General features: G+C 66.7%; 19 protein-coding genes. 8 read left to right on the top strand and 11 right to left on the bottom strand.

Annotated elements, in window-relative coordinates; translation table 11 throughout:
* Positions 1-973, top strand: a 973-nt coding sequence (locus tag ABD231_RS31765) for an HNH endonuclease signature motif containing protein (RefSeq protein ID WP_344160203.1), incomplete at its 5' end; no start/stop codon positions are given.
* A 1,306-nt stretch (positions 974-2,279) separates the two neighbouring features.
* Here the strand turns inward: ABD231_RS31765 and ABD231_RS31760 are convergent.
* The 4 genes from ABD231_RS31760 to hisD form a co-directional block, all read right to left on the bottom strand.
* Positions 2,280-4,487, bottom strand: a complete 2,208-nt coding sequence (locus ABD231_RS31760; RefSeq protein ID WP_344160200.1) for an FG-GAP-like repeat-containing protein — start codon at positions 4,485-4,487, stop codon at positions 2,280-2,282.
* Between the two features lie 14 nt (positions 4,488-4,501).
* Entirely contained in the window at positions 4,502-6,949 is a 2,448-nt protein-coding gene (locus ABD231_RS31755; protein ID WP_344160197.1) for a hypothetical protein, read from the bottom strand.
* Between the two features lie 13 nt (positions 6,950-6,962).
* A complete protein-coding gene (locus tag ABD231_RS31750; RefSeq protein ID WP_344160194.1) occupies positions 6,963-8,747 on the bottom strand; it encodes a glycoside hydrolase family 43 protein in 1,785 nt (594 codons plus the stop codon).
* 84 nt (positions 8,748-8,831) lie between these two features.
* Positions 8,832-10,091 carry a histidinol dehydrogenase gene (hisD, locus tag ABD231_RS31745; RefSeq protein WP_344160192.1) on the bottom strand — a complete coding sequence of 420 codons (1,260 nt, stop codon included), beginning with the start codon at positions 10,089-10,091 and terminating at the stop codon, positions 8,832-8,834.
* Positions 10,092-10,184: 93 nt separating this feature from the next.
* Between hisD and ABD231_RS31740 the strand changes: the two genes are divergently transcribed.
* The 4 genes from ABD231_RS31740 to ABD231_RS31725 all read left to right on the top strand — a co-directional run bounded on the left by ABD231_RS31740 (position 10,185) and on the right by ABD231_RS31725 (position 13,770).
* Positions 10,185-10,610 carry a RidA family protein gene (locus ABD231_RS31740; protein ID WP_344160189.1) on the top strand — a complete coding sequence of 142 codons (426 nt, stop codon included), beginning with the start codon at positions 10,185-10,187 and terminating at the stop codon, positions 10,608-10,610.
* Positions 10,611-10,708: 98 nt separating this feature from the next.
* The gene (locus ABD231_RS31735) at positions 10,709-12,046 is read left to right on the top strand and encodes an ABC transporter substrate-binding protein (protein ID WP_344160186.1); all 1,338 of its coding nucleotides are present in this window, start codon (positions 10,709-10,711) and stop codon (positions 12,044-12,046) included.
* Between the two features lies 1 nt (position 12,047).
* Positions 12,048-12,926, top strand: a complete 879-nt coding sequence (locus ABD231_RS31730) for a carbohydrate ABC transporter permease (protein ID WP_344160183.1) — start codon at positions 12,048-12,050, stop codon at positions 12,924-12,926.
* Complete coding sequence (locus ABD231_RS31725) at positions 12,910-13,770, top strand: carbohydrate ABC transporter permease (protein ID WP_344160181.1); 861 nt, start codon at positions 12,910-12,912, stop codon at positions 13,768-13,770. Before ABD231_RS31730 ends, ABD231_RS31725 begins: the two co-directional genes overlap by 17 nt.
* 3 nt (positions 13,771-13,773) lie before the next feature.
* Here ABD231_RS31725 and ABD231_RS31720 read toward each other — a convergent pair whose 3' ends face one another.
* Complete coding sequence (locus tag ABD231_RS31720; protein WP_344160178.1) at positions 13,774-14,658, bottom strand: glycoside hydrolase family 16 protein; 885 nt, start codon at positions 14,656-14,658, stop codon at positions 13,774-13,776.
* A gap of 158 nt (positions 14,659-14,816) precedes the next feature.
* On the opposite strand from ABD231_RS31720, the gene ABD231_RS31715 reads away from it, so the two are divergent.
* Positions 14,817-15,500: an NAD-dependent epimerase/dehydratase family protein gene (locus ABD231_RS31715; RefSeq protein WP_344160175.1), complete on the top strand. Its 684-nt coding sequence runs from the start codon at positions 14,817-14,819 to the stop codon at positions 15,498-15,500.
* Positions 15,500-16,018 carry a GNAT family N-acetyltransferase gene (locus ABD231_RS31710; protein ID WP_344160172.1) on the top strand — a complete coding sequence of 173 codons (519 nt, stop codon included), beginning with the start codon at positions 15,500-15,502 and terminating at the stop codon, positions 16,016-16,018. The genes ABD231_RS31715 and ABD231_RS31710 overlap by 1 nt, the downstream gene beginning before the upstream one ends.
* Positions 16,019-16,024: 6 nt before the next feature.
* Here the strand turns inward: ABD231_RS31710 and ABD231_RS31705 are convergent, their stop codons facing one another.
* The 6 genes from ABD231_RS31705 to ABD231_RS31680 all read right to left on the bottom strand — a co-directional run bounded on the left by ABD231_RS31705 (position 16,025) and on the right by ABD231_RS31680 (position 22,464).
* On the bottom strand, positions 16,025-16,699 hold the full coding sequence (locus ABD231_RS31705; protein WP_344160169.1) for a PIG-L deacetylase family protein: 675 nt from the start codon (positions 16,697-16,699) through the stop codon (positions 16,025-16,027).
* Entirely contained in the window at positions 16,696-17,517 is an 822-nt protein-coding gene (locus ABD231_RS31700; RefSeq protein WP_344160166.1) for a carbohydrate ABC transporter permease, read from the bottom strand. The genes ABD231_RS31705 and ABD231_RS31700 overlap by 4 nt, the downstream gene beginning before the upstream one ends.
* Complete coding sequence (locus tag ABD231_RS31695; RefSeq protein ID WP_344160163.1) at positions 17,514-18,431, bottom strand: carbohydrate ABC transporter permease; 918 nt, start codon at positions 18,429-18,431, stop codon at positions 17,514-17,516. The genes ABD231_RS31700 and ABD231_RS31695 overlap by 4 nt, the downstream gene beginning before the upstream one ends.
* Positions 18,428-19,711 carry an ABC transporter substrate-binding protein gene (locus ABD231_RS31690; RefSeq protein WP_344160161.1) on the bottom strand — a complete coding sequence of 428 codons (1,284 nt, stop codon included), beginning with the start codon at positions 19,709-19,711 and terminating at the stop codon, positions 18,428-18,430. The genes ABD231_RS31695 and ABD231_RS31690 overlap by 4 nt, the downstream gene beginning before the upstream one ends.
* Entirely contained in the window at positions 19,708-21,357 is a 1,650-nt protein-coding gene (locus tag ABD231_RS31685) for a hypothetical protein (protein WP_344160158.1), read from the bottom strand. The genes ABD231_RS31690 and ABD231_RS31685 overlap by 4 nt, the downstream gene beginning before the upstream one ends.
* A 90-nt stretch (positions 21,358-21,447) precedes the next feature.
* Complete coding sequence (locus ABD231_RS31680) at positions 21,448-22,464, bottom strand: LacI family DNA-binding transcriptional regulator (protein WP_344160155.1); 1,017 nt, start codon at positions 22,462-22,464, stop codon at positions 21,448-21,450.
* A 121-nt stretch (positions 22,465-22,585) separates the two neighbouring features.
* On the opposite strand from ABD231_RS31680, the gene ABD231_RS31675 reads away from it, so the two are divergent.
* On the top strand, positions 22,586-23,713 hold the full coding sequence (locus ABD231_RS31675) for a mandelate racemase/muconate lactonizing enzyme family protein (RefSeq protein WP_344160152.1): 1,128 nt from the start codon (positions 22,586-22,588) through the stop codon (positions 23,711-23,713).
* Positions 23,714-23,736 lie beyond the last annotated feature (23 nt).

The raw sequence follows: 23,736 nt of genomic DNA, 5'->3' as shown, positions 1-23,736 counted from the left end.
GTCCAAACCCCACAAGACCATCGACGGCGAACGCGACCCCCGCACTCGCGACCAACGCCAAGCCGACGCCTTGACGATCATCATGAACGCCGCCGCCGGCAACCCCGACCATCCCGGTGTCCCGCACCTGACCGTCACCATCGACTTCAACGACCTCAAAGCCGCCACCCCCGCCGGTTTCGGCGGCACCACCGGCGCAGATGCGAGCCGAGCCGGTGCGGTCGGAGCCGACACGAGCCGGGGCGACGTGAGCGGGGCTGACGCGACTGGTCTCGCTGCCGCCGGCCGGGGTGGTGGAGTAGGTGAGTTGGTGTTCGGCGGCAACCTGTCCGCCGGCGCCGTCCGTCTCCTAGCCTGCGACGCCGCGGTGCTGCCGATCGTCCTCGGCGGAGACTCCCAACCGTTGGATGTAGGCCGCGAACAACGCTTCGTCAACCGCTACATCCGCCGCGCGTTGAACAAACGCGACAAAGGCTGCGTCGTCTGCCAAGCACCACCCTGGATGTGCCACGCCCACCACCTCATCCACTGGGCCAACGGCGGCCCGACCAGCCTGCAGAACCTCGCGTTGCTGTGCTCGGTCCACCACCGCGCGGTCCACGACGGCCAGTGGGCGCTGTCGATTACGGACGACGGTGTCGAGGTCACCCGCCCGTCATGGGCCGACCCGCCCCGCACCGATCCCGCCGCACTCGCCGAGATGATCGGCTGGGTCACCCCTGCCCACACCCACAACACCAACGACTGCGGTGACGATCGGGGCGGTGTCAGCAGCACCAGTGCGGACTGGAGTGGCCTCACCGGCGTCACCAGCAACCCAACGCACCAGCAACCCGAACGGCTCCCCGCCGCCAGCACCCTGCCCAATCCTGGACTGGCCGCCGCCCGCAAAGCCCTCGCCCGGCTGCCCGAGCTGGTACCCAACTACACCGACCCCTGGGGCACCAACACCACCCCCACAGCCGGACCGTAAACCCCACCACCTCGATCCATAACCCCACCCACCCCATCACCCCACCGCGGCAGCCGGTCCCCAGACCGGCCCGCGGACCTACCCACGTCCACCACCGACGCCGACCACACCACCGGCACCAACCGCCAACCGCACGATTCCCAAGCAGCAACCACCGCGATGGGTCAGCCGCACAGCCACCTGATCCCAGCTCAGCAACCACCACGGTGGGTCAGCCGCAGGCCGCCTGATCCCGGAGCAGTAACCACAGCCCGTCAGCCCCAGGCAACGCAGGCACCGGTCGCCGGCAGCAACCATCCGGCTCAGCCATCGGACCGCCCCGCCATCCTGCTTTTAGTCGGCCGCAGCGGCGATCAACCACCACGCACGTCACCGGCCGAGTCGACGCCCGGCTGCGCCACCCGACCGGACCAGCCGTACGCCACCTTGTCCTGGGGCACCAACTACAGCGGTGGGTTAGCTGCAGGCCACCTGATCCCCGTGGCAGCAACCACAGCCTGTCAGCCACAGACGACGCAGACACTGGTCGCCGGCAGCAACCATCCGGCTCAGCCATCGGATCGATCAGCCAAGCCGCTTTTAGTCGGCCGCAGCGGCGATCAACCACCACACGCGTCAGCGGCCGAGCCCACGCAGACAGCACCCCGCTCGATGGGCCAGCCACAAACCACCTGATCCCGGGGCAGCAGCAACCATGGCGCTGGGTCAGCTGCAGGCCGCATGGTCCCCGGAGCAGCAACCACAGCCCGTCAGCCCCAGACGACGCAGACACCGGTCGCCGGCAGCAACCATCCGGCTCAGCCACCGGACCGCCCCGCCCTCCTGCTTTTGGTCGGCCGCAGCGGCGATCAACCACCACGCACGTCACCGGCCGAGTCCAAGCAGACAGCACCCGCTCGATGGGTCAGCCACAACCGCCTGTTCCAGGGCAGCAGCAACCACACCGGTGGGTCAGCTGCAGGCCGCCTAATCCCCGGAGCAGCAACCACAGCCCGTCAGCCCCAGACGACGCAGGCACTGGGCGCCGGCAGCAACCATCCGGCTCAGCCATCGGATTGCTCGGCCAACCGACTTTTGTCGGACGCAGCGGCGAACAACCACCGCGCACGTCATCGGCCGAGCCCACGCGGACAGCACCCCGTTCGATGGGGCAGGTACACGCCACCTGATCCCAGGGCAGCATTAGCCGCAGCTCGTCAGCCGTAGACGGCGCGGGTGCCCGTCGTCTGCGGTTTTGTCTCGGCAACATCTGTGCTCGTGGAGCACCGAGTGCCGCGGCAGTTCGGGAATTCATGACAGACATCCCTTACTCGGTGGAACTGAAGGCGGTTAGGCCGTCGTTCCAGTTGCCGGGGACTGTTGTCGTGGCGGTCCAGGGGTTGCGGGGGTTGCCGTTGTGTAGGTGGACCAGCAGCTCGCCTGTTGGGCTGGTGGCGAGGAGGTCGGCGCGGCCGTCTCCGTTGACGTCTTGTAGGTCGAGTGCCGTGCTGGCGGCCCAAGTGGTGCCGAGGCGGTAGGGCTTGGTTGGGTCGGCCGGGGCGGGGTCGGCGGTTGCGGGGTTCCATCGCCAGAGGGGTGCGCTGCCTGGTCCGACGACGCCACCGGGGTTCGGGAGCACCCAGACTGAACCGTCGCGTTCGCGGATCACGAGGTCGCGGCGGTTGTCTCCGGTGACCTCGCCGAACCGTACGACGGTCGTGTTCTCCAGGCCGGTCGCGATGTCGGACCATTGGCCCGCGGACAGCCAGGGGCTCGAGGCCGTCTTGCCGTCGTGCAGCCAGAACCGGAGGTTGCCGGCTGGCATCCGGGACAGGAGGTCCGGACGTCCGTCGCTGTTGACGTCCTCGAGGATGACGGCCGCGGCATTGTTCCAGCCGCTCATGCCGAACACCTTGCGGGTCAAGCTCCAGGGCCGCTGCGGATCGGCGGCGGAGTGCGGGTGGAACCACACGCTGCCGTCACCCGCGGGGTCGCGGACGAACAGATCCGGAGTACCGTCGAGCGTCACGTCACCGAGCACCAGCCGGTCGGGTCCGGCCCAGTCGATCCCAGCCATTTGCCGGGTGATCCGGCTCCACGGCCGGGCGGGGTCGCCGGTGTACGGGTAGTGCCACAACCGCCCGTCCCGATCGAGTCCAACCGCGTCACCTGGCCGCACCGGCGCCGGCGAGGAACCGCCACCGGCACCCACCTTGAGTCCAGCCGCGCCGACGGCTGCCCCGGTGAAGCCGGCCAGTACGGCGGTGTTGCCGTCCGCATGCGCCGTGGCGCGGCCTGAACTGTCGATCGTCGCCACCGTTGATGATGCGGTGGACCACGTGACCTCGCTCGTCACATCACGACTCCCGCTCGGCGACACGAGGGTCGCGCGGAAGCTGGTCGTCGTACCGGCCTTTGCTGAAGCCGTCCGCGGCTCGATCCGAACCACCGACACAACCTTCGTGACGGGACGGATCGCGACCAGGTCGTAGGCAGACCAGTCCCCCGCCGACACTGTCGCCGGCCAAGGGTTCTCACCCGCCGGCGCACCGGTGTGCAACGCGATCCGCAGCCGGCCATCGCGATCGGTGGCAAGCAGATCGGCCAAGCCGTCGCCGTTGACGTCCTGGAAGTCGAGCCGGACATCCTCGGCCCACCCGGTCCCCGCGCTGTACGGCGCCGCCGGATCCACGCTAACCCCGGCCGCAAGCTGGTTCGTGCTGACGCCGACCGCGAGGCGCTTCGCTCGTTGCTTGCTCCATTGCCAGCGGGGTGTTTGCTTCTGCTTGCCTGCAGCAACCTTCGCGGCTGCGGCGCCGGGGTGGGGTAGGACCCAGACCGTGCCGTCGTCTTCGCGGATCACGAGGTCGCGCAGTCCGTCGCCGGTGACTTCTCCGAACGCGACCAGGTCGGTGCGTTCGAGGCCTTCGGCTACGTCGTAGGCGGGTTTGGTGAGCCACGGGCTGGCGGTGGTGTTGCCGTCGTGGGGCCAGACTCGCAGGTTGCCACCGCTTTGCCGGGCGAGTAGATCGGGGCGACCGTCGCCGTCGACGTCTTCTGCCAGGACCGCCTGCGCGCTGTTCCAGCCTGCCATTCCCAGCACGCGTACTGCGGGGTCCCAGCCGGGCGTGGGGTGGTAGCCGACTGTGCCGTCGTTCGCCGGGTCGCGCGTGAAGAGGTCGGGTAGGCCGTCCAGCGAAACGTCGGCCAGCGAAAGGATGTTAGGGCCGGACCAACCTGATCCGACAAGCGTTCGTACGGCGGGATCCCACGGGCGCGTGGCATCGCCGGTACCGGGATGAACCCACAGCCGGCCGTCACGATCGCGACCCACGAGGTCGCCGGGCTCCGACCCACCGACGACAGCAACACCGGCTCCGATAGCGATGCGCGCATCGGCGGTTCCAACAGCGCTGCGTGGGTCGGCGGGTCCGGCGGCGATGCGTGCATCCGCGGGTAGGGCAGGCAGGGTTAACGCAGTCAGCAGGGCGACGAGTCCGGCAGTCGTCCGCCGTCGGAGCGATTGGGTGCTCATGGGGTCTCCGGGGGTCAGATGCTGATCGGGCGACCGGGTGACGCCGGCCTTTCGCGGCCGTTCACGCGGATCGTGCGGAGGCCGGGAAGCGGCGGAGTGTGTAGCAGGACGCGGGGCGGGTGCGGCCAGCGCCAGATGGGTTTGAAGGTGACGTCCAGCCGCTTGCCGTGGCTGGCCAGCCGGAACCGCAGATCGACCGTTCCGTGCTCGGTCGGGAGGCGGTTGAAGACGGTCTCCTCGTCCGAGCTCAGCCAGGGCAGCGGGCAGAGCCGGAGCAGATGAAGTTCCTGGGAGGCGATCGCGTCGTCGACGACGGCCTTGAGGAGATGCCAGGTGACGAGGCCGGACGACGACAGCTGTCCCTGCATGCTGTGCCGGTGCTCGTTGGAGATGAACGTCTGCGGTGACATCCCCGCCGCGAACAGGCTGTAGACGCCCTCCAAGAACTTCGCTCGATCACCGGCCTGCCAGCTGTGCGTCAGGTTCCAGCTGTAGCACGGCTCGCAGCTCGACACCTCGTGCAGCAGCGTCGCGCGGTGGATCGCGTTCGAGCGGACGTCCCACAGCTCGGAGTTCGGGCCGACCCGGAAGTAGTCGAGATGCGATGTCATCAGCGGGTCGTCGGCCGCGAAGACCCCGGCCCACACGAAGAACAGCGGACCGGTGTCGAGCAGGAACGCGTCCTGGAAGATGTGGAAGGGCCGATCGGTGTAGTCGGCCTTCGGCACTGGCTGCCGCGATCCGTCCGGGTGCGGCCACGTCGGCGCCTTGCTCATCAGATCGCGATAGGCACTGACCAGCTTGTCCTGGAAGGCCTGCCTGGCGTTGTCGAACTCCGCCGCGCGCGGGTGCCCCAGCTTGGTGAGCAGACGGACAGCGGTGGACAAACCCTTGTAGCACCAGGCTTCGGACCAGACCGCTTGGGTCTCGAGCAATTCGTCGGTGGCAACGGCCTTGGGCATCAGGCCGTGGATGCCGTCGTGGTTGGTGTTCTCGCACGAGTCCTTGACGAAGTCGCAGGCCTTGACGACCACCTCCGTCCAGTCCCGGACGAACCCAGCATCGCCGCTCAGGAGAGCGTGGTACGCGATCGTGTGCAGGAGAGCGCCGTGATCCGACAACCAGTCGAAGGCTTGCAAGTGACGCGGTGACCCGAGGTATCCCGGATGCTCGGCGTAAGCCTGCCCGGGCGGTTTCCGGGTCCCCTGCGTCGCCTTGAACAACTGCAGATGCTTGAGGGCGATATCGTGCCGCCCAAGCGGGTCGAGCAACATATGGAAGGCCATCGACGTCGGCGTCGCCCACAACACGTCGTACCCGAAAGAGCCCGTCAGCAACGTGTGATCGCCCGTCTCCGGGCTCTTCTCCCCGACGATCTCCGCCAGCTCGACGAAGCGCCGGAAAGCCTCGTTCACAAAGGGTTCCGGAGTTCGGATCTCCGCGCCGGGCTTGGCAGTTGCCGTCCAATAGGCGTTCGCCTCAGCCAGCGCCCCGTCCCAGCCGAGTGCGAGTTCGCGGTCGAACTCCTCGCGCGGCTGCGGCCGCATCGCGACCAGGAAGTCCACGTGAGCGCCGGCGGTGACATCGAGAGTGACCTTCAGGTCGTAGACCCTCTCGGTCGCGAGTTCGGTGAACGACGCCTGGTCCTGCCGCAAGGGCGACGTACCGATCCGGACCGTGTTGTCCAGATGCTGGATGCGGCGCTCGTACGGGCGGTTGCCAGGGTTGAACACCGGGGCGACCCGCATCCGCCCCGGCATCGGCGCTTGCGCCGGGTCGTACTCCAGCGTGACCCCGTTCTCGTCGGCGTACCGGTCGCGAAAGAACAGGTGCCGACGCGCGACCCGAACCACGAACGGCAACGTCTCCGGCGCCCGAACCGGATCGACCTTCTCGACCTCGAGGCGCACCCAGGCATACAGCGGATCCGTCTCCCCCTCGTACGCACCGCCGCCCTTCAGATGACCGAACACAGACTGCCGTACGACGACTCCCTGCGGCAGGCGCCATCTGGTCCACAGCACCGGCGCGACCGTGTCCGGCCGCCAGCCCTGCTCGCCGATGCCGAGGTCGTCCTGCCACATGTACCGGGCGTGGCTCGGTGGCGAGGGGAACCCACCATGGAAGTCGGGCGGCAGGAACTGCAACTGCATGCCCTGCCCCTGGTACTTCATCACGTTCTCTTTGGTATTCCACCCCGGACCCGGCTCGCACATCAGCATCCCGTTGTAGAACACGTTGAAGCGGAACAGGTGCCCCTTCCAGCCGATCGGCGTCCACTCCTGTCGTTGCGGCGGCCACCATGACCGCGCGGTGGCGAGGTCCGCCTCCCCCGACCGGTACGGCGAACTGTCGGCGACGACCTGGTTGCCGTGGGCACCTTCGGCCGCCGATGGTGCGAGTGATCCGGCGACTGCTCCGCCGGTGAGTGCGAGGAAACCCCTACGGGGAAGGTTCGGCATGTCGTGTCCTTGCTCAGATGAAGAAGGTGCGGGCCGGTTCGTCCCAGCCGTCGCCGATGATGACGGAGTCGCCGTACGGGCGGGTGCGGAAGCCCTCGTCGTTGTGCCAGGCCTGGATGTCGCCGGTGTCCTGGATCGCGGCGATCTCGTCGCGTCCGTCGGCGTCCAGGTCCATGAACCGCACCCGCTCCGGCTCGTCGAACCCGTCCGCGATCGTCACCATGTCGCCGTACGGCCGGTCGACGAAGCCGCGATCGTTGTGCCAGGCATCGACCGGGTGACCGGGCTGGTCCTGTACGGCGATGACCTCGTCGCGCCCGTCGCCGTCGATGTCGGCGAAGAAGGTGCGGGCGGCAACATAGAACCCGTCCGCGATCAGCTTCTGCGCGCCGTACGGCATCGCTGCGAACGCAAGATCGTTGTGCCAGGCCTTGACGTCACCGGTACCGTTCTCGGTGACCTCGATGAGTTCCGCGCGGCCGTCGTCGTCCAGGTCGGCGAACTTGACCCGGCCGGGCACGAAGAAGCCGGTGGCGATGACGATCTCGGTGGTGAACGCGTTCGCCCGGAAGCCGCCCGAGTTCAGCCAGGCATGGATCTCACCGTTGGCCTGGATCTCGATCATTTCCTTGCGGCCGTCATCGTTCAGATCGGCAAACCGGACCCGGCTGGGGTCGTGGCGTTTGTCGGCGATCTGCAGCGACGCGCTGTAGGGCATCGTGGCGAAGCCCTTGTAGTTCTGGGCGGCATGGACCGTCCCGTCGGCCAGGATCTCGGCGACCTCGGCCCGGCCGTTCCCGTCGAGCGATGCGGCGCGGTGACCGCCCTGGACCGGGAATCCGTTCACCCAGCTCAGGTCGATCGAGAACATCTGCCGGGCCCCGCCGACCCAGCCGTGCAGGACGACCTTGTCACCACCGGTCAGTCCATCGGCCTCGGTGACGACGTCGGCTCCACCAGGACCGCACAGACCGGTGTTGCCCGTGGTCATCAGCGGCTGGGAGGCGCGGGTCCACGGTCCACCGAGGTTGGTCGAGGTCGCGTACGACGTGAGGTAACCGCATCCGCCGTAGTCGCCGCCGGAGTAGAACAGCACGTACCGGCCGTCGCGCTCGATGATGTCGGGCGCCTCGATCACCTGGCCGGCCGGCGCCGAGAGCATCGCGTACCGCGTTCCGATCAGGCGAGCCCCGTTGTCGACCGCCTGCTGCACCCACAGCGTGCTCGACTGGCCGATCGCATTGCCGTCGTTCTTCCACATCAGCCAGCGAGTGCCGTTCGACGCCAGAAACGTGTTGGCGTCGATCGCTCCGCCGATTGACGTCGTACAGATCAGGGGCTGGCCGCCGTACGGGACGAAGGGTCCGAGCGGTGAGTTGGCGAGCGCGACGCCGATGCACTGCTTGCCGGATGCCGTATGCCTGGCGGTGTAGGTCAGCGTGAACGATCCGTCGGCATTGGCCGCGACGTCCGGCGCCCAGGTGTACCCGTACTCCGACCAGCCGTCGTGCCAGCCTTGTGGCATCGCGTCCCCGCGCATCGACCACGGCCCGTCGATCGTCGGCGCACTGGCGACCGGAACATGCAGCGAGTTGTTCGTCGAGTACGCGTACCACGTGTCGCCGACGCGCAGGATGTCCGGATCCGGGAAGTCTTGCCCGATCAGGACTTTCGGCACCTCCGGTACGGCGGCCGCGGTGGCCGTCGCCGTCGGAGGCGGAAGGAGGATGGCCAGCAGCGCCGTCACCAGCGCGAGGGTGGTTGGACGTCGTCGGTACCAGGCGGGCGGTCGTGGCATCGCGGACTCCTAAATTCGAGATATCGAAGATAATTTCCGGATATCAGGTGAGCGTAAAGTGCCGCGCGCCGCCCTGACAAGAGGTCAGGACTCGCGGAGGCGAGCGGTGAGGGCGTGACCGTACATCAGCTCGGCGTCCGCGATAGCCGCCGTCGACGGCGCGATCGAGGCCGCGCCCGCCGCGGTGAGCCGCTGGTAGGTGACCGTCTTGAGGAACTTGCCGACCCACAGACCACCGGTGTAGCGACCGGCCCGGCCGGTCGGCAGGACGTGATTGGTGCCGATGGATTTGTCCGAGAATGCGACCGTAGCCTCGGGCCCGATGAACAAGGAGCCGTAGTTTCGGAGGTTCGCCGCATACCAGTCGTCGTCCGCGGTTTGGATTTCCAGATGCTCCGGCGCATAGGCGTCGGAGACCTTGACGACTTCCTCGCGCGAATCGCAGACCACGACCGTGCCGTGCTCACGCCAAGCACCGCCCGCGACCTCGACGGTCGGCCAGTCGGTGGACAACCAACGCTCGATCTCGGCAAGGACCGCCGTACCGAAGGCTCGGTCGGTCGTCACCAAGAGCGCGGGACTGTTGAAGCCGTGCTCGGCCTGACCGAGCAGATCCGCAGCGACCAGTCGTGGGTCGGCACTCTCGTCGGCGATCACAGCAACCTCGGTCGGGCCGGCGAGCAGATCGATCCCGACCGTTCCGAACAGCTGCCGTTTCGCCTCCGCGACATAAGCATTGCCCGCACCGACCACCAGATCGACCGGCGGCACATCCTCGAAGCCGAAGGCCAGGGCGGCGAACGCCTGGACTCCGCCTAGGCAGGCGATCACGTCGGCACCGGCCAGGTCCATCGTGTAGAGCTGCGGTCCGTAGATCCCCTTCGCCGCCCGCGGCGGCGCCATCGCGACCACCGTGTCCACACCGGCCACCTTCGGCACAGTCACGGTCATGATCGAGGAGGCGATCAAGGGGTACCGCCCACCGGGTGAGTACGAGCCGACGCGACTGATCGGCAGGTGCTTGTGCCCTAGTACGACGCCGGGCCGGGTCTCCGCTTCGAGGTCGGTCAGCGTCGCTCGCTGCAACCGGGCGAACCCCTCGACCTGCTCGCGCGCGAACTCCAGATGCGCCGCCAGCTCCTCATCGACCGAGGCGGCCGCAGCCTTGATCTGGTCGGCGGAGACGACGAACGACTCCGGATTCCAGTCGTCCAGCTGTTCGGAGTACCGACGGATCGCCGGCAGCCCCTCCCGCTCGACGTCGGAAAGGATCCGGCTCACCGTGCCGATCACCTCCGGCGACCGCTCGACCCGCTCCGGCCAGCCCGCTTTGAGGACCTCCACGCTGCCCACTTCCTATCTTTCGATATACGAGATATAAATTCAGTTTCTCGTATGATCATAGGCGCGACCCTCCAGAACAGGACAGTGCTCACCATGTCTTCCCCCAGGCACACCGCACCGGCCGTCGCCACGACGGCCGCGCCGCGACCCCGCGGCCACTACGCCCAGGCCCGAATCGCCGGCGACCTGATCTTCACGGCCGGTTTCGGGCCTGTCGATCCGCAAACCGGTCTACTCGTCGGCGACGGCGATGTCGCCGAACAGACCCGGCAGACGCTGCGCAACCTGCAGGCAGTGCTGGCCGAAGCGGGCGCGACGCTTCAGGACGTCGTCAAGCTCACCGCGTTCCTGGAGGATCCGGACCGAGACTGGGACGCCTACGACGCCGTGTTCCCGGAGTTCTTCGAGGCGCCCTACCCGGCTCGACTGACGGCCGGCGCTCACCTCGGCACGATCCTCGTGGAGATCGAAGCCGTCGCACTGCGACCGCCCCAGGACCTTGCATCAAGCCCCCAATAACTCATATTATCCGCATATCGGAAGCTTTATCTCTTATTTCGAAAAATGCAGCAGACGCCGCCCCGCGCCGATCTCCGGCCCACCAAGGGAGCATTTCGATGACAATGAGGCGCGCGGCCCTGATAGCCGCCTTCGCACTGGCGCTGGTCTCGGGCTGCGGCAGCAGCAACCCTGGGACCACGGCAGGCCCCGACGCGACGTCATGGCGTGACCAGATCAAGCCGGGCCCACTGGAGGTCGGCGTACTGCCGGCGAAGGGCACTCCCGGCCTGAAGTTCCTGGAGAACCTCAGCACCGGGCTGGAGAGCGAGTACCCCGGTTCCAAGGTGACCTTGACCTTCGCCAACACCGAGGCGCGCCCGGGCCTCGAACAGCGGTGGCGTGCCGGGACTCCGCCGGATGTGGACTACGGCATGTTCGACGGCACCGTCCCGGATCTGCGCGCCTGGGCGGACGACGATGCGCTGCTCGACCTGACGCCGTACCTGCAGCAGAAGGACCCGGCCAGCGGCAAGCCCTGGCTGGACCGCTACAGCCCGACGGTGCGCAAGTTCATGGAGCATCCGGAGACCAAGAAGATCTACGCGGTGCCCTCGGAACTCTCGCTGCACGTGTTGTTCTACAACGCGAAGCTGTTCAAGGACCTCGGGATCAAGCCACCGACGACTTGGAACGAGCTGCTGTCGGCAGCCGACGCGCTGACCGCCAAGAACGTCGACCCGATCGCACTCACCGGGCTGTTCGAACCGTACATGGGGATGTGGAGCGACCATCTCTGGCTGCGAACCGTCGGCTACGCCAAGGCCCGCGGGGTGCTGACCGAAGGGAAGGGTCACATCACCGAGGACCCGGGCTTCCTGAAAGGCCTGCAGATGCTGCAGGACTTGCGGGACAAGAAGGCCTTCCTGAAGGGGTTCAAGGGCACCGACTTCACCGCCGCACAGGCGCAGTTCTTCCAGGGCAAGGCCGGCATGATCCTGATGGGCTCGTGGCTGGTCAGCGAGATGAAGGACGTGATCCCGAAGGGCTTCGAGCTCGGCGTCGTCGCGTTCCCGAAGGTGGACGGCGCAGCCGGTGACCAGGGCACGGTGATGGCCGCCCTGCAGAACGTGTCGATCTCGGCCAAGAGCCCGGACATCCCGCTGGCACTGTCCTGGATCGACAAACTGACCAGCGTCGAAACCCAGACCAAGCGCGCCACCGAGATCGGCGAGGTCTCGGCCGTCGTCGGCGTACCCAGCCCGCCTGGTGTGCCGGGGATCGACACCGTGCTGTCCCAGGCAGACGCACTGCAGCCGCGCGACTTCGGACTCTCGCAGAGCAAAGCCGGAAAGCCCGTGTACGCCGAGATCGCGCGGCTGCTCTTCGGCGAGCAGGACGCGGACGAGACGTTGCAGCGGTTGGACGCCGCCCTCCGACGAGTACACAAGAACTGACATGCTCCGCAACGCCCAGCGGCGTATCGTCATTCCGTTCCTGCTGCCTGCCGTCGTACTGCTGGCGCTGTTCTTCCTGTATCCGCTGGTGCGGACATTCGGCATCTCGTTGTCGGACTGGACCCGCACCGGCGCGTCGAGATACGTCGGCGGCGCGAACTACACCGCGCTGCTGTCCGACCCGGAGTACCGGACCGCGCTGAAGAACACCTTCGCCTTCACGTTCATCGGCGGCTGCATGCTGTTTCCGCCGGCGGTCGCGATCGCTTGGGCGCTGAACCAGCCGATCCGCGGTGAACGGTTCTTCCGGCTCGTGGTCTTCGCTCCGGTGGTGCTGTCGGCGGCAGTGGTCGCGCTGATGTGGAAGTTCATCTACCACCCGACGCTCGGTTTGATCAGCCCGGCGATGGCCGAGCTCGGTCTCGGCGGGCTGGCGCGGGAGTGGCTCGGCGATCCGTTGACTGCCTTGCCTGCGGTGGCGTTCACCACGGTCTGGCAGGGCATCGGGATCTGGGTGGTGCTGCTGTCGGCGGGATTCGAGCGGCTGCCTCGCGACGTACTGGAGGCCGGGCGGGTCGACGGCGCCAGCGAATGGCGGCTGTTCTGGTCGGTGATGATGCCGATGCTGCACGATCTGCTCCGCATCCTGCTGGTCCTGTGGATCGTGCAGAGCATGCAGGCGTTCGCGTTCGTCTACATCATGACCGGCGGTGGCCCGTTCGGTTCGACCGAAGTGGTCGGCACGCTGATGTACCGGATCGCCATCGACCAGACCGAGTTCGGCTACGCGGCGGCGATGGGCGTGGTCCTCGTCGCGGTACTGCTGATCGTCACGACAATCCTCAACAAGGTGCTGAAGCGCGATGACCTCGAGTACTGACATCCGCCCCAGGTCGTACCGGCCGCATCACCTGGTCATCTACCTGGCGCTCGGCACCATCGCCTTCTCGGCCGCGGCCGCGTTCGCCTGGGTGGTGAACGTGTCCCTGAAGACGAATCAGGAGTTTCTCGGGACACGGCCGTGGACCATCGCCGAGAAGTTCCACTTCGAGAACTACGCGAACGCGTGGACGAACGCGGACGTCGGTGCGTTCTTCGGCAACAGCGTGATCGTCAGCATCAGCGCCACCGTCCTCGGTGTCGTGGTCTCGGCGTTCGCCGCCTATCCGATCGCCCGGATCCCGTTCCGCCTCAACGGCGTCGTACTGGCGGTGTTCCTGACGGGTCTGATGGTGCCGTGGATGGTGACGTTCATCCCGCTGTACCTCACCCTGCAGGACCTCGCGCTGCTCGACACCCGCCTCGGGTTGGTCCTCGTCTACGCGACCTACAACCTGCCGTTCAACATCTTCGTTCTGGTCGGCTTCCTGCGCACCCTCCCCCGCGAGCTCGAGGAAGCCGCCGCGGTGGACGGCGCCGGCCCGGCCACGACGTTCGTCCGGGTCATCCTGCCGCTGCTCGGCCCGGGCCTGGCCTCCGTCACCATCATCAGCTTCCTGAGCAATTGGAACGAGTTCTTCTACGCCCTCGTGCTGATCCACAGTCCGTCGAAGATGACCCTTCCGCTCGGCTTGTTCCAGCTGGGCCAGGCCGCGGACTACGGCACCAACTGGGTCACGCTCTTCGCCGGGATGATGATCACCGCCCTCCCGGTCCTCGTGGTCTTCGCACTGCTGCAGAAGCAGGTGACGAAAGGCCTCACCGCCGGCGCACTCAAAGGCTGACGCTCAGCGCTGCCAGGCGCGGACGTAGTCGACGGCCTTCTTGCCCGATGCCGTCGCCGGGTTGGGCTCGTAGCCGGAGCGTGAATAGACGTAGAGGTCCTCGATGATGTTCGTGTTCTCCGACGGGGCGCCGGCGACGGTGCAGACCAGCTTCCCGTCGATGTAGAACTTGGTGCCCTGCGCCGAGATGTCAGCGCCGTACACGTGGAAGTCAGCCCCCGGATCGAAAGCGAGGTTCACCTGGCACCCACCACCGGCGTTGGCGTGCGAGGTCAGGTACAGGCGGCGAGGATTGTCGCTGTACTGCTCGTAGACGTCCGTCTCCTGCCAGGAGTTCACACCGGCGGCCTGCCAGGTCCAGAACGCCGGCCAGAAGCCTCGTTTGTCCGAGACCGGGCTCCCTTGGGCGTTCAGGACGTCGTACGTGAGTTTGGCGCGGGACTCCATGAAGCCGTACTTGAAGGTGAAGCCTCGGCTTCCCGTCGAGCTCAGCAGACACGACGTCCAGTCGTACGTCGTCCCTGACGGCGCCTGGTAGCGCTCGCGCTTGGCGGTCATCGTCATCACGCCGTTGGCCTCGCTGCAGTTGCGATCCAGGTTGTACTCGAGCTGCTGGTTGCCCTTGTTACCGCGGCCCGCGTCGGCCAGCGCGCTGGAGTGCCCGTTCCACTTCGTGCCCCAGTCGACGGCCGTTCCGTTGAACTCATCCCACCACTTGATGCCCCATCCGGTGCCGCCACCAACCGGCTGGACACCGGCCGGCGGGTCGTCGGCGAGCACCCGTGAAGTGGTTGCCTCGTCGGCCGCTGTCGCGTGCGTGGCGATCAGCGCACCGGACAGCGCGAGCAGGCCGGCTACCACCGGCACGGTGATTCTTCGTTGGAACATCAGCGATCTCCTTGTGACTGCGCCGGGCAGGCCGGCGAGGGGGCGGGCACACGGCTAGTGCATTGTTTCTGGCAACTCATGGAAACGATGCAGCAACAGCTTGCCACGGATTCCACGGATGTGCCAGCATCTGAGGGGCCTTGTGGAGGTGAGACGCGGTGCGGGTTCTCGTGACCGGTGCGGCAGGACATGTTGCACAGCAGGTACTTCCGGCACTCGAGCGGCGCTACGAGGTCCGGCCGGTCGACCTGGCGGACGGCGACCTGAGCGATGCCGCGGTCGCCCGGCGAGCGGTGACCGGAGTCGATGCGATCGTTCACCTGGCCGGCAATCCACATCCCAACTCCGGTTGGGACAGCCTGCTCGGTCCGAATGTCGTTGCCGTCGCCAACATCTTGACCGCCGCCGCCACGACCAGAGTGGTGCTCGCCAGCTCGATCCACGCCGTCGGCCAATACCCGGGGCACGTCGACACTCAGTTGCCGACAGCACCATGCTGCGCTTACGGCGCCACGAAGGCGTTTGCCGAAGCCGCGGCGTACACGCACTCCTACAGCTCCGGCGGATCAGCGATCTGCCTACGACTAGGGGCCTGTACGCCGACGCCACCTGCCCGGCAGGCGTTGGATCACTGGCTTGCGCCGGAAGATCTTCAGCAGCTGGTCATCCGAGCTCTGGAGGCACCAGTGCGATTCGCCATCGTGCATGGCGTCTCGGCGAACACCGGGAGCCACTGGTCGACCGCCAACACCATCGGCTACCGTCCGAGCCGGGACTCCTCGCCGTACCGGCTTGAGGTCGGCGATGATCCCCAATGGGCACCTTGTCAGGGAGCAGACTGATGACGATCGCGATGATTCCCGAAACCGAGCTCACCGAGGCTGAGGACCAACCGCTCCGAGAGCTGTTGGCCAAGGCCTTCCCGGGACGAGCGGACCACTTCCGTCAGCAGTCCTGGTGGCTCGCGCGACCGCAGTGGCGGTTGATCCTGAGTGACGGTGGCGTGCCGGTCGCGCACCTCGGCATCGAGCGCCGACGGATCGGCGTCGGCGATGAGGATCTGTACGTCGCCGGCGTTGGCCACGTCTGCACCGACCCGGCGTACCGGGGCCGTGGTCTCGGGGTCGAGCTGATGGCGCACCTCCGTGAGGTCCTCCCGGCTCCGTTCGGATTCCTGACCTGCTCGCGCGCCGTCCAGGGCTTCTACGAAGCCGCAGGGTGGGTCGAGGTCGCCCCCGGAGTGACGATGACCAACGTCTACACCGGCGAGAAGATCACGGCCTACACCCACCCGGCGATGGTGCTGGGCGACGGCTTCCCGGCAGGTCGGCCGATCGACCTGCGCGGCCTTCCTTGGTGATGCTGGTCAGCGTCGGACAATCGTGAAGGACTCAGCCAGGCGACCTGGCGGCAGCTGTCCCCTGTCAGCTATCGCGGCACATCGCTTCCGCACCGAGTCCGCCTCGGTGCCCGGCTGACTGATGTGCTGGGCCAGGGCGGCCAGCTTGAGGTCGAATGTGTCGGTGATGTCCACGTAGTGCTGTGGTTCCGGCGGCTCGCTGAACCAGATTTCGGGCACCGACCAGGTCTCGAGGCCGGCAAGCTCTGGATGAACGTACGGGTTCAGCGCATCGGGATAGACCGCGCAAGCCGTCGCTTCACCGACGGCCGCGTGGTCGGGATGATCCGCATCCAGCAAGCGCCAGGTCCGGACCGGCGAGCTGGTGAGGACGCGCCGCGGCCGCTTGAGCCGGATCGCGCGCGTGATGTCGCGTCGCAGTTCGAGGGTGACTGTAAGCCTGCCGTCCGAGTACCCGTCCAGGAACTCGACATCGTGGACCCCGACAGCCGCCGCGGCAGCACGCTGCTCGGCCTCCCGCAGTTGCTGGATCGTCTCCCTGGGCTCCCCCTGTCCGGCTTCGCCGCGGGTGACGACGAGGTACGACACCTCGATCCCCTCCCGGATCCACTGCGCGATCGTGCCCGCAGCATTGAAGTCGACGTCGTCGGGATGGGCGAAGACGGCGAGTGCTCTTGTCATTTCAGTGCTCCAGCGGTCAGGCCGTCGACGATCCGGCGCTGGAAGAGCAGCGCACCGATCACCAACGGGACGGTGACGGCGACACCGGCCGCCATCTGGGTTCCGAACGGTTGGTCGAACTTGTACTGGCCGGTGAACAGCGCGGTGATCACCGGCGCGGTCCGCATCTTCTGATCGTTCGTCAGCGACAACGCGATGATGAACTCGTTCCAGGCCGCGATGAAGGTGATGATTCCGCTGGTGAAAACCCCCGGCATCGCCAGTGGCAGGATGACCGCGCGGAACGCCTGCCACTGACTGCAGCCGTCCACTTGGGCAGCGTCCTCGAGTTCCGACGGCAACTGCTTGAAGAACGCGGTCAGATTGAACACCGTGAGCGGGAGCCCGAAGCTGAGACTCGGCAGCACGAGCGCCTGGTAGGTGTTGATCCAGTCCAGCCCGACAAACAGCTTCAGCAGCGGGATCAGCAACGTGACGCCGGGGAACATCGAGGTGGCGACAATGATCGCCAGTACGACGTTCTTGAACCGGAACTCGACCCGGGCGATGACGTAGGCGGTGGTGATACCGATCGCGAGCGTGAGCAGAGTCGTCGTACCGGCGACGATCAGGCTGTTGAGCAGCGCCCGCCCGAAGCCGTTGCGCTCCGCGAACGCAGCCGCGAGGTTCTGGAACGACACCGGCAACGGGAACGGCGTCGTCGCGAACTGGTCGGCCGGGTGCCGCAGGGCACTCACGATCATCCAGTAGAAGGGAACGAGGCAGAACAACACGATCAACGCGGACCCGATATCGGCAAGCTGGAGACGTTTGGTCATCGGCGCTCCTTCAGCCCGCGCCCGATCAGGTCGGCGCCGAGCAGTTTGACGAACACGAACGCGATCAATGCGATGTAGAGGAAGAGAACAGTCGAGTACGCCGCCGCCGGTCCGTACCGAACGTTCGACATCTCGTACTGCGCAAGCGTCGATAGCGTCTCCACCGAGTGTTTGTGCGCACCGACCAGGACGAATGGCAGGTCGAACATCTTCAGTGCGTCGAGGATGCGGAAGAGGACCGCCACGACCAGCGTCGGTTTCACCAGCGGCAGCGTGATGCGCCAGAAGGTCGCCCAACTCCCAGCGCGATCCATCTTCGCGGCCTCGTAGACCTCCTTCGGGACGACCTGCAGGCCGGCAAGTACCAGCAGGCCGATGAACGGAGCGGTCTTCCAGATGTCGGCGATCAGTACCGCGGTGAACGGCGCCGACAGGAACCCGAGGATCGTCGAATCGTCCGCGGTCCAGACCACGTCAGTCCGCAGTACGGCGTTGGCGATGCCGTCACTCTCGAAGACCCATCGCCACAGCAGTCCGGAGATCGCCGTCGGGATCGCCCACGGAACCAGGACGCTGACCCGGACCAGCGCCTGGGTCCGGATCGCACGATTCATGACGAGTGCCATCGCGACGCCGAGTGCCGTCTCGGCGACCACGCCGACGACAGTGAACAGCGTCGTGTTCCAGAAGGCGTTGCGAAACGCCTCGCTGGACTCACCGGTGAAGATGCCCGCGAAGTTGCCGAGCCCGATCGACTCCGTTCGTTCGAGCATCCCGGTCTGCGGGTTCACCCGATCGGCGACTTCGACGAAGGCCAGCCGGATCGCCGCCACCACCGGGTACCCGACCACCAGGGCAAGGGTGAGCAGGGTCGGTGACAGCATGAGCGCGGTCGACCAGGCAGGACGTTTCACCGGTTGACGATCTCGGTCAGGCGCTTCTGCAGGTCGGCCAGTGCCTGCTCGGACGACTTCTTGCCGGTCAGCGCGCTGCTCATCTCCTCCTGAATCGCCGCCGTGCCGTCGCCGTACCGGACGATCGACGGTCGCGGAGCGGCGTTGACGAGGCCCGCCTTGAGCATCGGCAGGAAGGCGAACTGCTTGACGAGCTCAGGGTCGTCGTACAGCGCCGTGTACGACGGCGATTGCGACGACTGCAGCATCAGCTGCTTGGCGGTCTGCTGGCCGGTCATCCACTTGATGAACTCCAGGGCAGTCGCCTTGTTCTTCGTGTACTTGCTGATCGCCAGGTTGTTGGCGCCGATCGTGCCCTTGCCCGGTCCGTCCAGGCCCGGAATCGGGGCGACACCGAACTTGCCCGCGACCTTGCTGGAGCCGTCGCTCCGGTTGGCCAGCGTGTAGACGTACGACCAGTTGCGGTGGAAGAGCAGTTTGCCTTCCTGGAACGCCCGGCGGCCGCCTTCTTCGTCCCACGTGATCGCGGCCTTCGGGATGTGCCCGGACGCGAAGCCCTGGACGAGAAAGTCCAGGCCCCGCTTCGCCTCGCTGGTGGCCAGGTTCGGCTTGCCGTCCGGCCCGACCACCGAACCGCCGGCGGAGTTGATCGCCTCCGAAGCATTGACTGTCAGCCCTTCGTACTTGTTGAACTGGCCGCCGTAGCAGTCCACGCCCTTTGCCTCAGGCAACTTCAGGACCTTGTCACAGGCAATCGTCAGCTCGGCCCAGGTCTTAGGCGGTTGTACGCCGGCCTTGGCCAGCAGGTCGGTGCGGAAGTAGAGCAGTCCCGTGCCACCACCCCACGGGGCCGCGTACATCTTGTCGAAGTACTTCACTCCCGCGACCAGCGACGGAAGCATTTGCGAGAGCTGGAATTCACTCTGCGGGAGCTCGTCGACCCAGCCGTTCGCCGCGAACTCCGCGGTCCACACGACGTCGAGCGCGACAACGCCGTACGAGGCCGACTTCGTCTGCGCGTTCTGGATCAGCTGCTGACGCTGACCGTCGGCCTGGGCGGGAAGCTCGACGAGCGTGACCTTCTCGTCCGCGTGCTCCGCGTTCCATTTGTCCAGCAGGCCCTGCAGCACGCCGCTGGAGTCCTTGCCAGTGACGAACGTGATCGGGCCCTTGCCTTCGAGGGCGCTGGTTGTGGAGTGGACGACGGGCTTGGCGTCCGCGGTGCATCCGGTCACGGCAAGAGCTGCGGCGACCAGCAGCGCACAGCTGCGGTACTTCATGGCAGGACCTCCAGGGTCGCTCCGCCGGCCAACTGGTGGCCGCGGATATCGATAACTGAGAGTTGGTAGGTGCCAGGACGATCCAGCGCGACGAGCGCGTCGAAGCGCTCGAGTCGCCCACGTCCGACGCCCAGGGTCGTCGTCGAGACGATCGCGCCGCCGGCATTGGTGATCCGGAGCCGTACAGGTCCAGCGGCTGCGACGCCTGTGCCGACATCCACGCTTCGTTTCGCCTTCACCTGTGGATGCGAGACCTGCGTGACCTGCTGCCCGGTGGCGAGCCAGCGGGGAGCCGTCTCGATGGTTCGGCCGTCGTCGGTGTACAGGACCAACTGAGCCAATGCCGTGCGGCCGGCAGTCGGCGGCGGATAGCTGAGCGGCAACTGATTGCCACTAGCAACTTGTACGCCGTCGAGATAGAGCTCGGCTCGCCGTACAGCTCTTGGCAGCTTGTCGACTGTTGCCGCGCCGGCTGCGAGCCGGAGGGCAGGTCGACGCTCCGAGGCCGCTGCGCCGGTCAGCTGCGCAAGTTCGCCGTACGTGCGGGTCGGCTTGTCCGGATACTCCAGCAGCGTCCAGCCGTGCCACTCGTCATCCGGCTTCGTCTCGGACCACACGAACCAGGCCAGGCCGGAGATGTACGAACGCTGTGCGGCAAGCTCATAGGTACGGCGAAGGTAGTACGCGCGGCGGTCGTCCGGTACCAGCCCCATCCAGGTCTGGATCGCCGAGTACGAGAACTCCCCCAGATAGATCTTCTTGTGGGCATCGCCCTGGCGGACCATCTCGGAGCGGAGCCGATCGATACCGAGGAAGTTGTCGTCGAACTCACCACCGGCCGCGTTCTCGCGCACCTTCGCCGGATCGTGGTTGTCGGGATGCCGGTCGTCGGTGTACGGATGCGCGCCCATCACGTCGAAGAAGTCATCGTTGCCCGCGGCATCGGGGTACTTGCGAAGTTCGTCGTACACGCTTCTGACGAAGCCGGGGTCGGTTCGCGTGGTGCCGCCGAAGATCACGTCAGTGGCCGGGTCCTGCGCTTTCACAGCGAGATAGCCCGTGCGCAGCAGCTTGGCGTAGTCCGCGGGATCCTCGACCGGCTGGTAGAAGTCGCGCCAGTTCTCCTCGTTCCAGATCTCGTAGCTCTCCACCTGGCCTCGGTAGCGAGCAGCGAGGGTCTGGACAAATTGGCTGAACTCCTGGAGTTCGGAGGCAGTGCGCGTCGGTGGGTACCAGATCCGCCGGCCGTAGTCCGGCACTGTCTCGACCAGATCCGGATGCACCCAGTCGGGCGTCGAGTTGATGTGTACGGCGGTGCTGATGCCGCGCTGAGCCGCTTTCGCGAAATAGGCATCGAGTACCGACCAGTCGCAGGCATCTCGTCGCGGGCAGAGACCGGTCCACGACGCGACGACCTGCGCACGCCGTACGCCGGCTTCGGCCATCTTGTCCAACGATGCGTCGAGGTTGGTGGCCGCCGGATAGACGAAGGCCACCGCGATATCGCGAACCCGCTCGGACGACACCGGCTGATCGCGCCGGGGCTGGGGCAGAACGACGTTTGCTGCTTCCGGCGGCTGCGCGGCCGTCACCGGGCCGAAGGCCAGGGACAGCGCGAGCATGACGAACTGAACCTGATGAGGCATGAGGGCATCACTTTCCGCGCACCCCGTTTGCGCATGAGGGCAGGCCGATCTGCCACGCGCCGAGGGCGCGTGGTGATCGGAGTGGTGTGATCAGTCCTGGGTTGGCAGCGGCCGAGCCGGCCAGTGGACCTTGGCGGTCGCCGGTCCCGTGGAACCCCGGACGATGAGCTGGGTGTCGACCTCGATCGGTCCGGCGTCCGCCTTGTCCCTGGACTGCAGGATGCTCAGCAGCAGGTCGACCGCGAGCGAGCCGATCTCTTCGACGGGGATGCGCACGGTGGTGAGCTGCGGACGGGTCAGGGTGGCGACGAACGTGTCGTCGACGCCCACGACGCTGATGTCGTCGGGGATGGACAGCCCGCGATTGACCAGCTGGAGCATCAGCCCGATGGCGGTCAGGTCGTTGTTGGCGATCGCCGCGGTGACCCCATGTGCGGCGACGATGTCGGCCGCCTGCACACCGCCTTCGACAGACTGGGCGAACGGACCGACCTCGACGAGTTCCATGCCGAGCGACTTACAGGTACGCCGTACTGCGGCTCGCCGATGCTGGTTGGACCACACGCTGCGCGGTGCGTTGACGTAGGCGCAACGCGTATGGCCCAGCGCATACAGGTGTTCGACGGCTTGCCGCATCCCGTCCTCACTCGAAGCGACAACGGTCGGTAGACCGCCGGCGCTGCGGTTGACGAGCACCGTCGGCACCCTGCTCGCGACCTCGACCAGCGTCTCGCTCGGAAGCCGGGACGACCAGAAGATCAGCCCGTCGACCTGCTTGGACATCTCGGCAACTGCTTCGGCCTCTTCACCGGCATGAGCGTCACTGTCGGCCAGCGAGACTCCGTAGTTGCGGGACCGTGCACGTCGCTGCACGGCCTTGATCATCGGTGGGAAGAACGGGTTGACGATGTCCGGCACGATCAGCCCGATCGAACCGGTGCGCGTCGACCGCGGGATCGGATCCGGGATGTAGCCCAGGCGCTCCGCGACCTCCAGCACATGCGTGCGTGTCGCGGCATTCACCCGATCGGGCATGCCGAACGTCCGCGACACCGTTGCCTTGGACACCCCAGCTTCGACTGCGACATCCGCGATGGTCACCGCCATACCGACCTCCTCTTGCCCCAGAGCCTGCACCGGCGCTGGCAGCGAGTCAAGAGCATTCCGGAAACTCTTGGCAAAGTTGCTGCAACACGACAGACTAGTTGCACCGCTCGAGGAGGCTGAGTTGCAGATCGCAGACGCATGGCTGACCGCGATCCCCGGTCGGGGGCAGGACATGCTGCTCGTCGTCGTAGAGACGGACGACGGATTGAAGGGTCTGGGCGAGGTCGGCGTTCGTACGTCGTCGGCCGTCTCCCGAGCCACCTTGGGGCACCTGTACGAGGTGCTCATCGGTACCGACGCAAGCCGGATCGAACACCTGTGGCAGGTGCTGAGTCGTGGCGACTTCTTCCCCGCCGACCGCTCCGCCGCGGCAGTGATCTCGGCGATCGACATCGCCTTGTGGGACCTCCGCGCCAAGGCGTTCGGCGTACCGCTACACGAGCTCATCGGCGGCCGGGTTCGCGACCACGTCACCTGCTACACCCATGTTCATCCCGAGGGACACGACACGGACGCCGTGGTGGCGGGCGCCCGTCGGCTCGTCGAAGAGGGTTGGCGTCATCTCCGGCTCGTGGTCCCGACAGCCGGCGACGTACTGGAGCCACGGCAGGCAATGCGAGTCGCGATCGAGCAGTTCCACGCCGTCCGCGATGCCGTCGGCAACGACATCGAGCTGATCATCGACGCCCACACCCGGCTGGACCCGCCCGAAGCCGTCACACTGTGCCGCGAAATCGAGTCGGCCCGCCCGTACTTCGTCGAAGACGCCGTTCGCTCCGAGGACCTCGAGGCCTACCGCATGCTGCGCTGGCGCACCGGCGTACCACTCGCCGCCGGCGAACAACTCACCTCCAAATGGCAGTTCCGCCCCCTGATCGAAGCCGACCTGATCGACTACGCCCGCATCGACCTAGGCATCGCCGGCGGCATCACCGAAGCCCGCAAAATCGCCGCCATGGCCGAGGCCCACCACATCAAGATCGCCACCCACAACCCCCTGGGCCCGGTCTCCACCGCCGCCGCCATGCACTTCAACCTCGCCTGCACAAACTTCGGCATCCAAGAAATGCCACCGGCCCCAGCCCACAAGGCCATCAACCACCCGCACTCCCTGACCCAAGGCACCCTGACAGCCCCCCGCCTCCCCGGCCTCGGCGTAGAACTCACCCCCACCAAAACCGAAACACCCGGCACACCAGCCCGAACCCCCCAACTAAGACGCCTCGACGGCTCCTTCACCAACTGGTAACCAGCGCGCCGATGTGGACCGCC

It is taken from the genome of Kribbella yunnanensis (genome assembly GCF_039529655.1).
In the GTDB taxonomy this organism is placed as follows: domain Bacteria; phylum Actinomycetota; class Actinomycetes; order Propionibacteriales; family Kribbellaceae; genus Kribbella; species Kribbella yunnanensis.
Note: the sequence above shows the minus strand (reverse complement) of the source record. Positions and strands in the feature narration are given on the sequence as shown.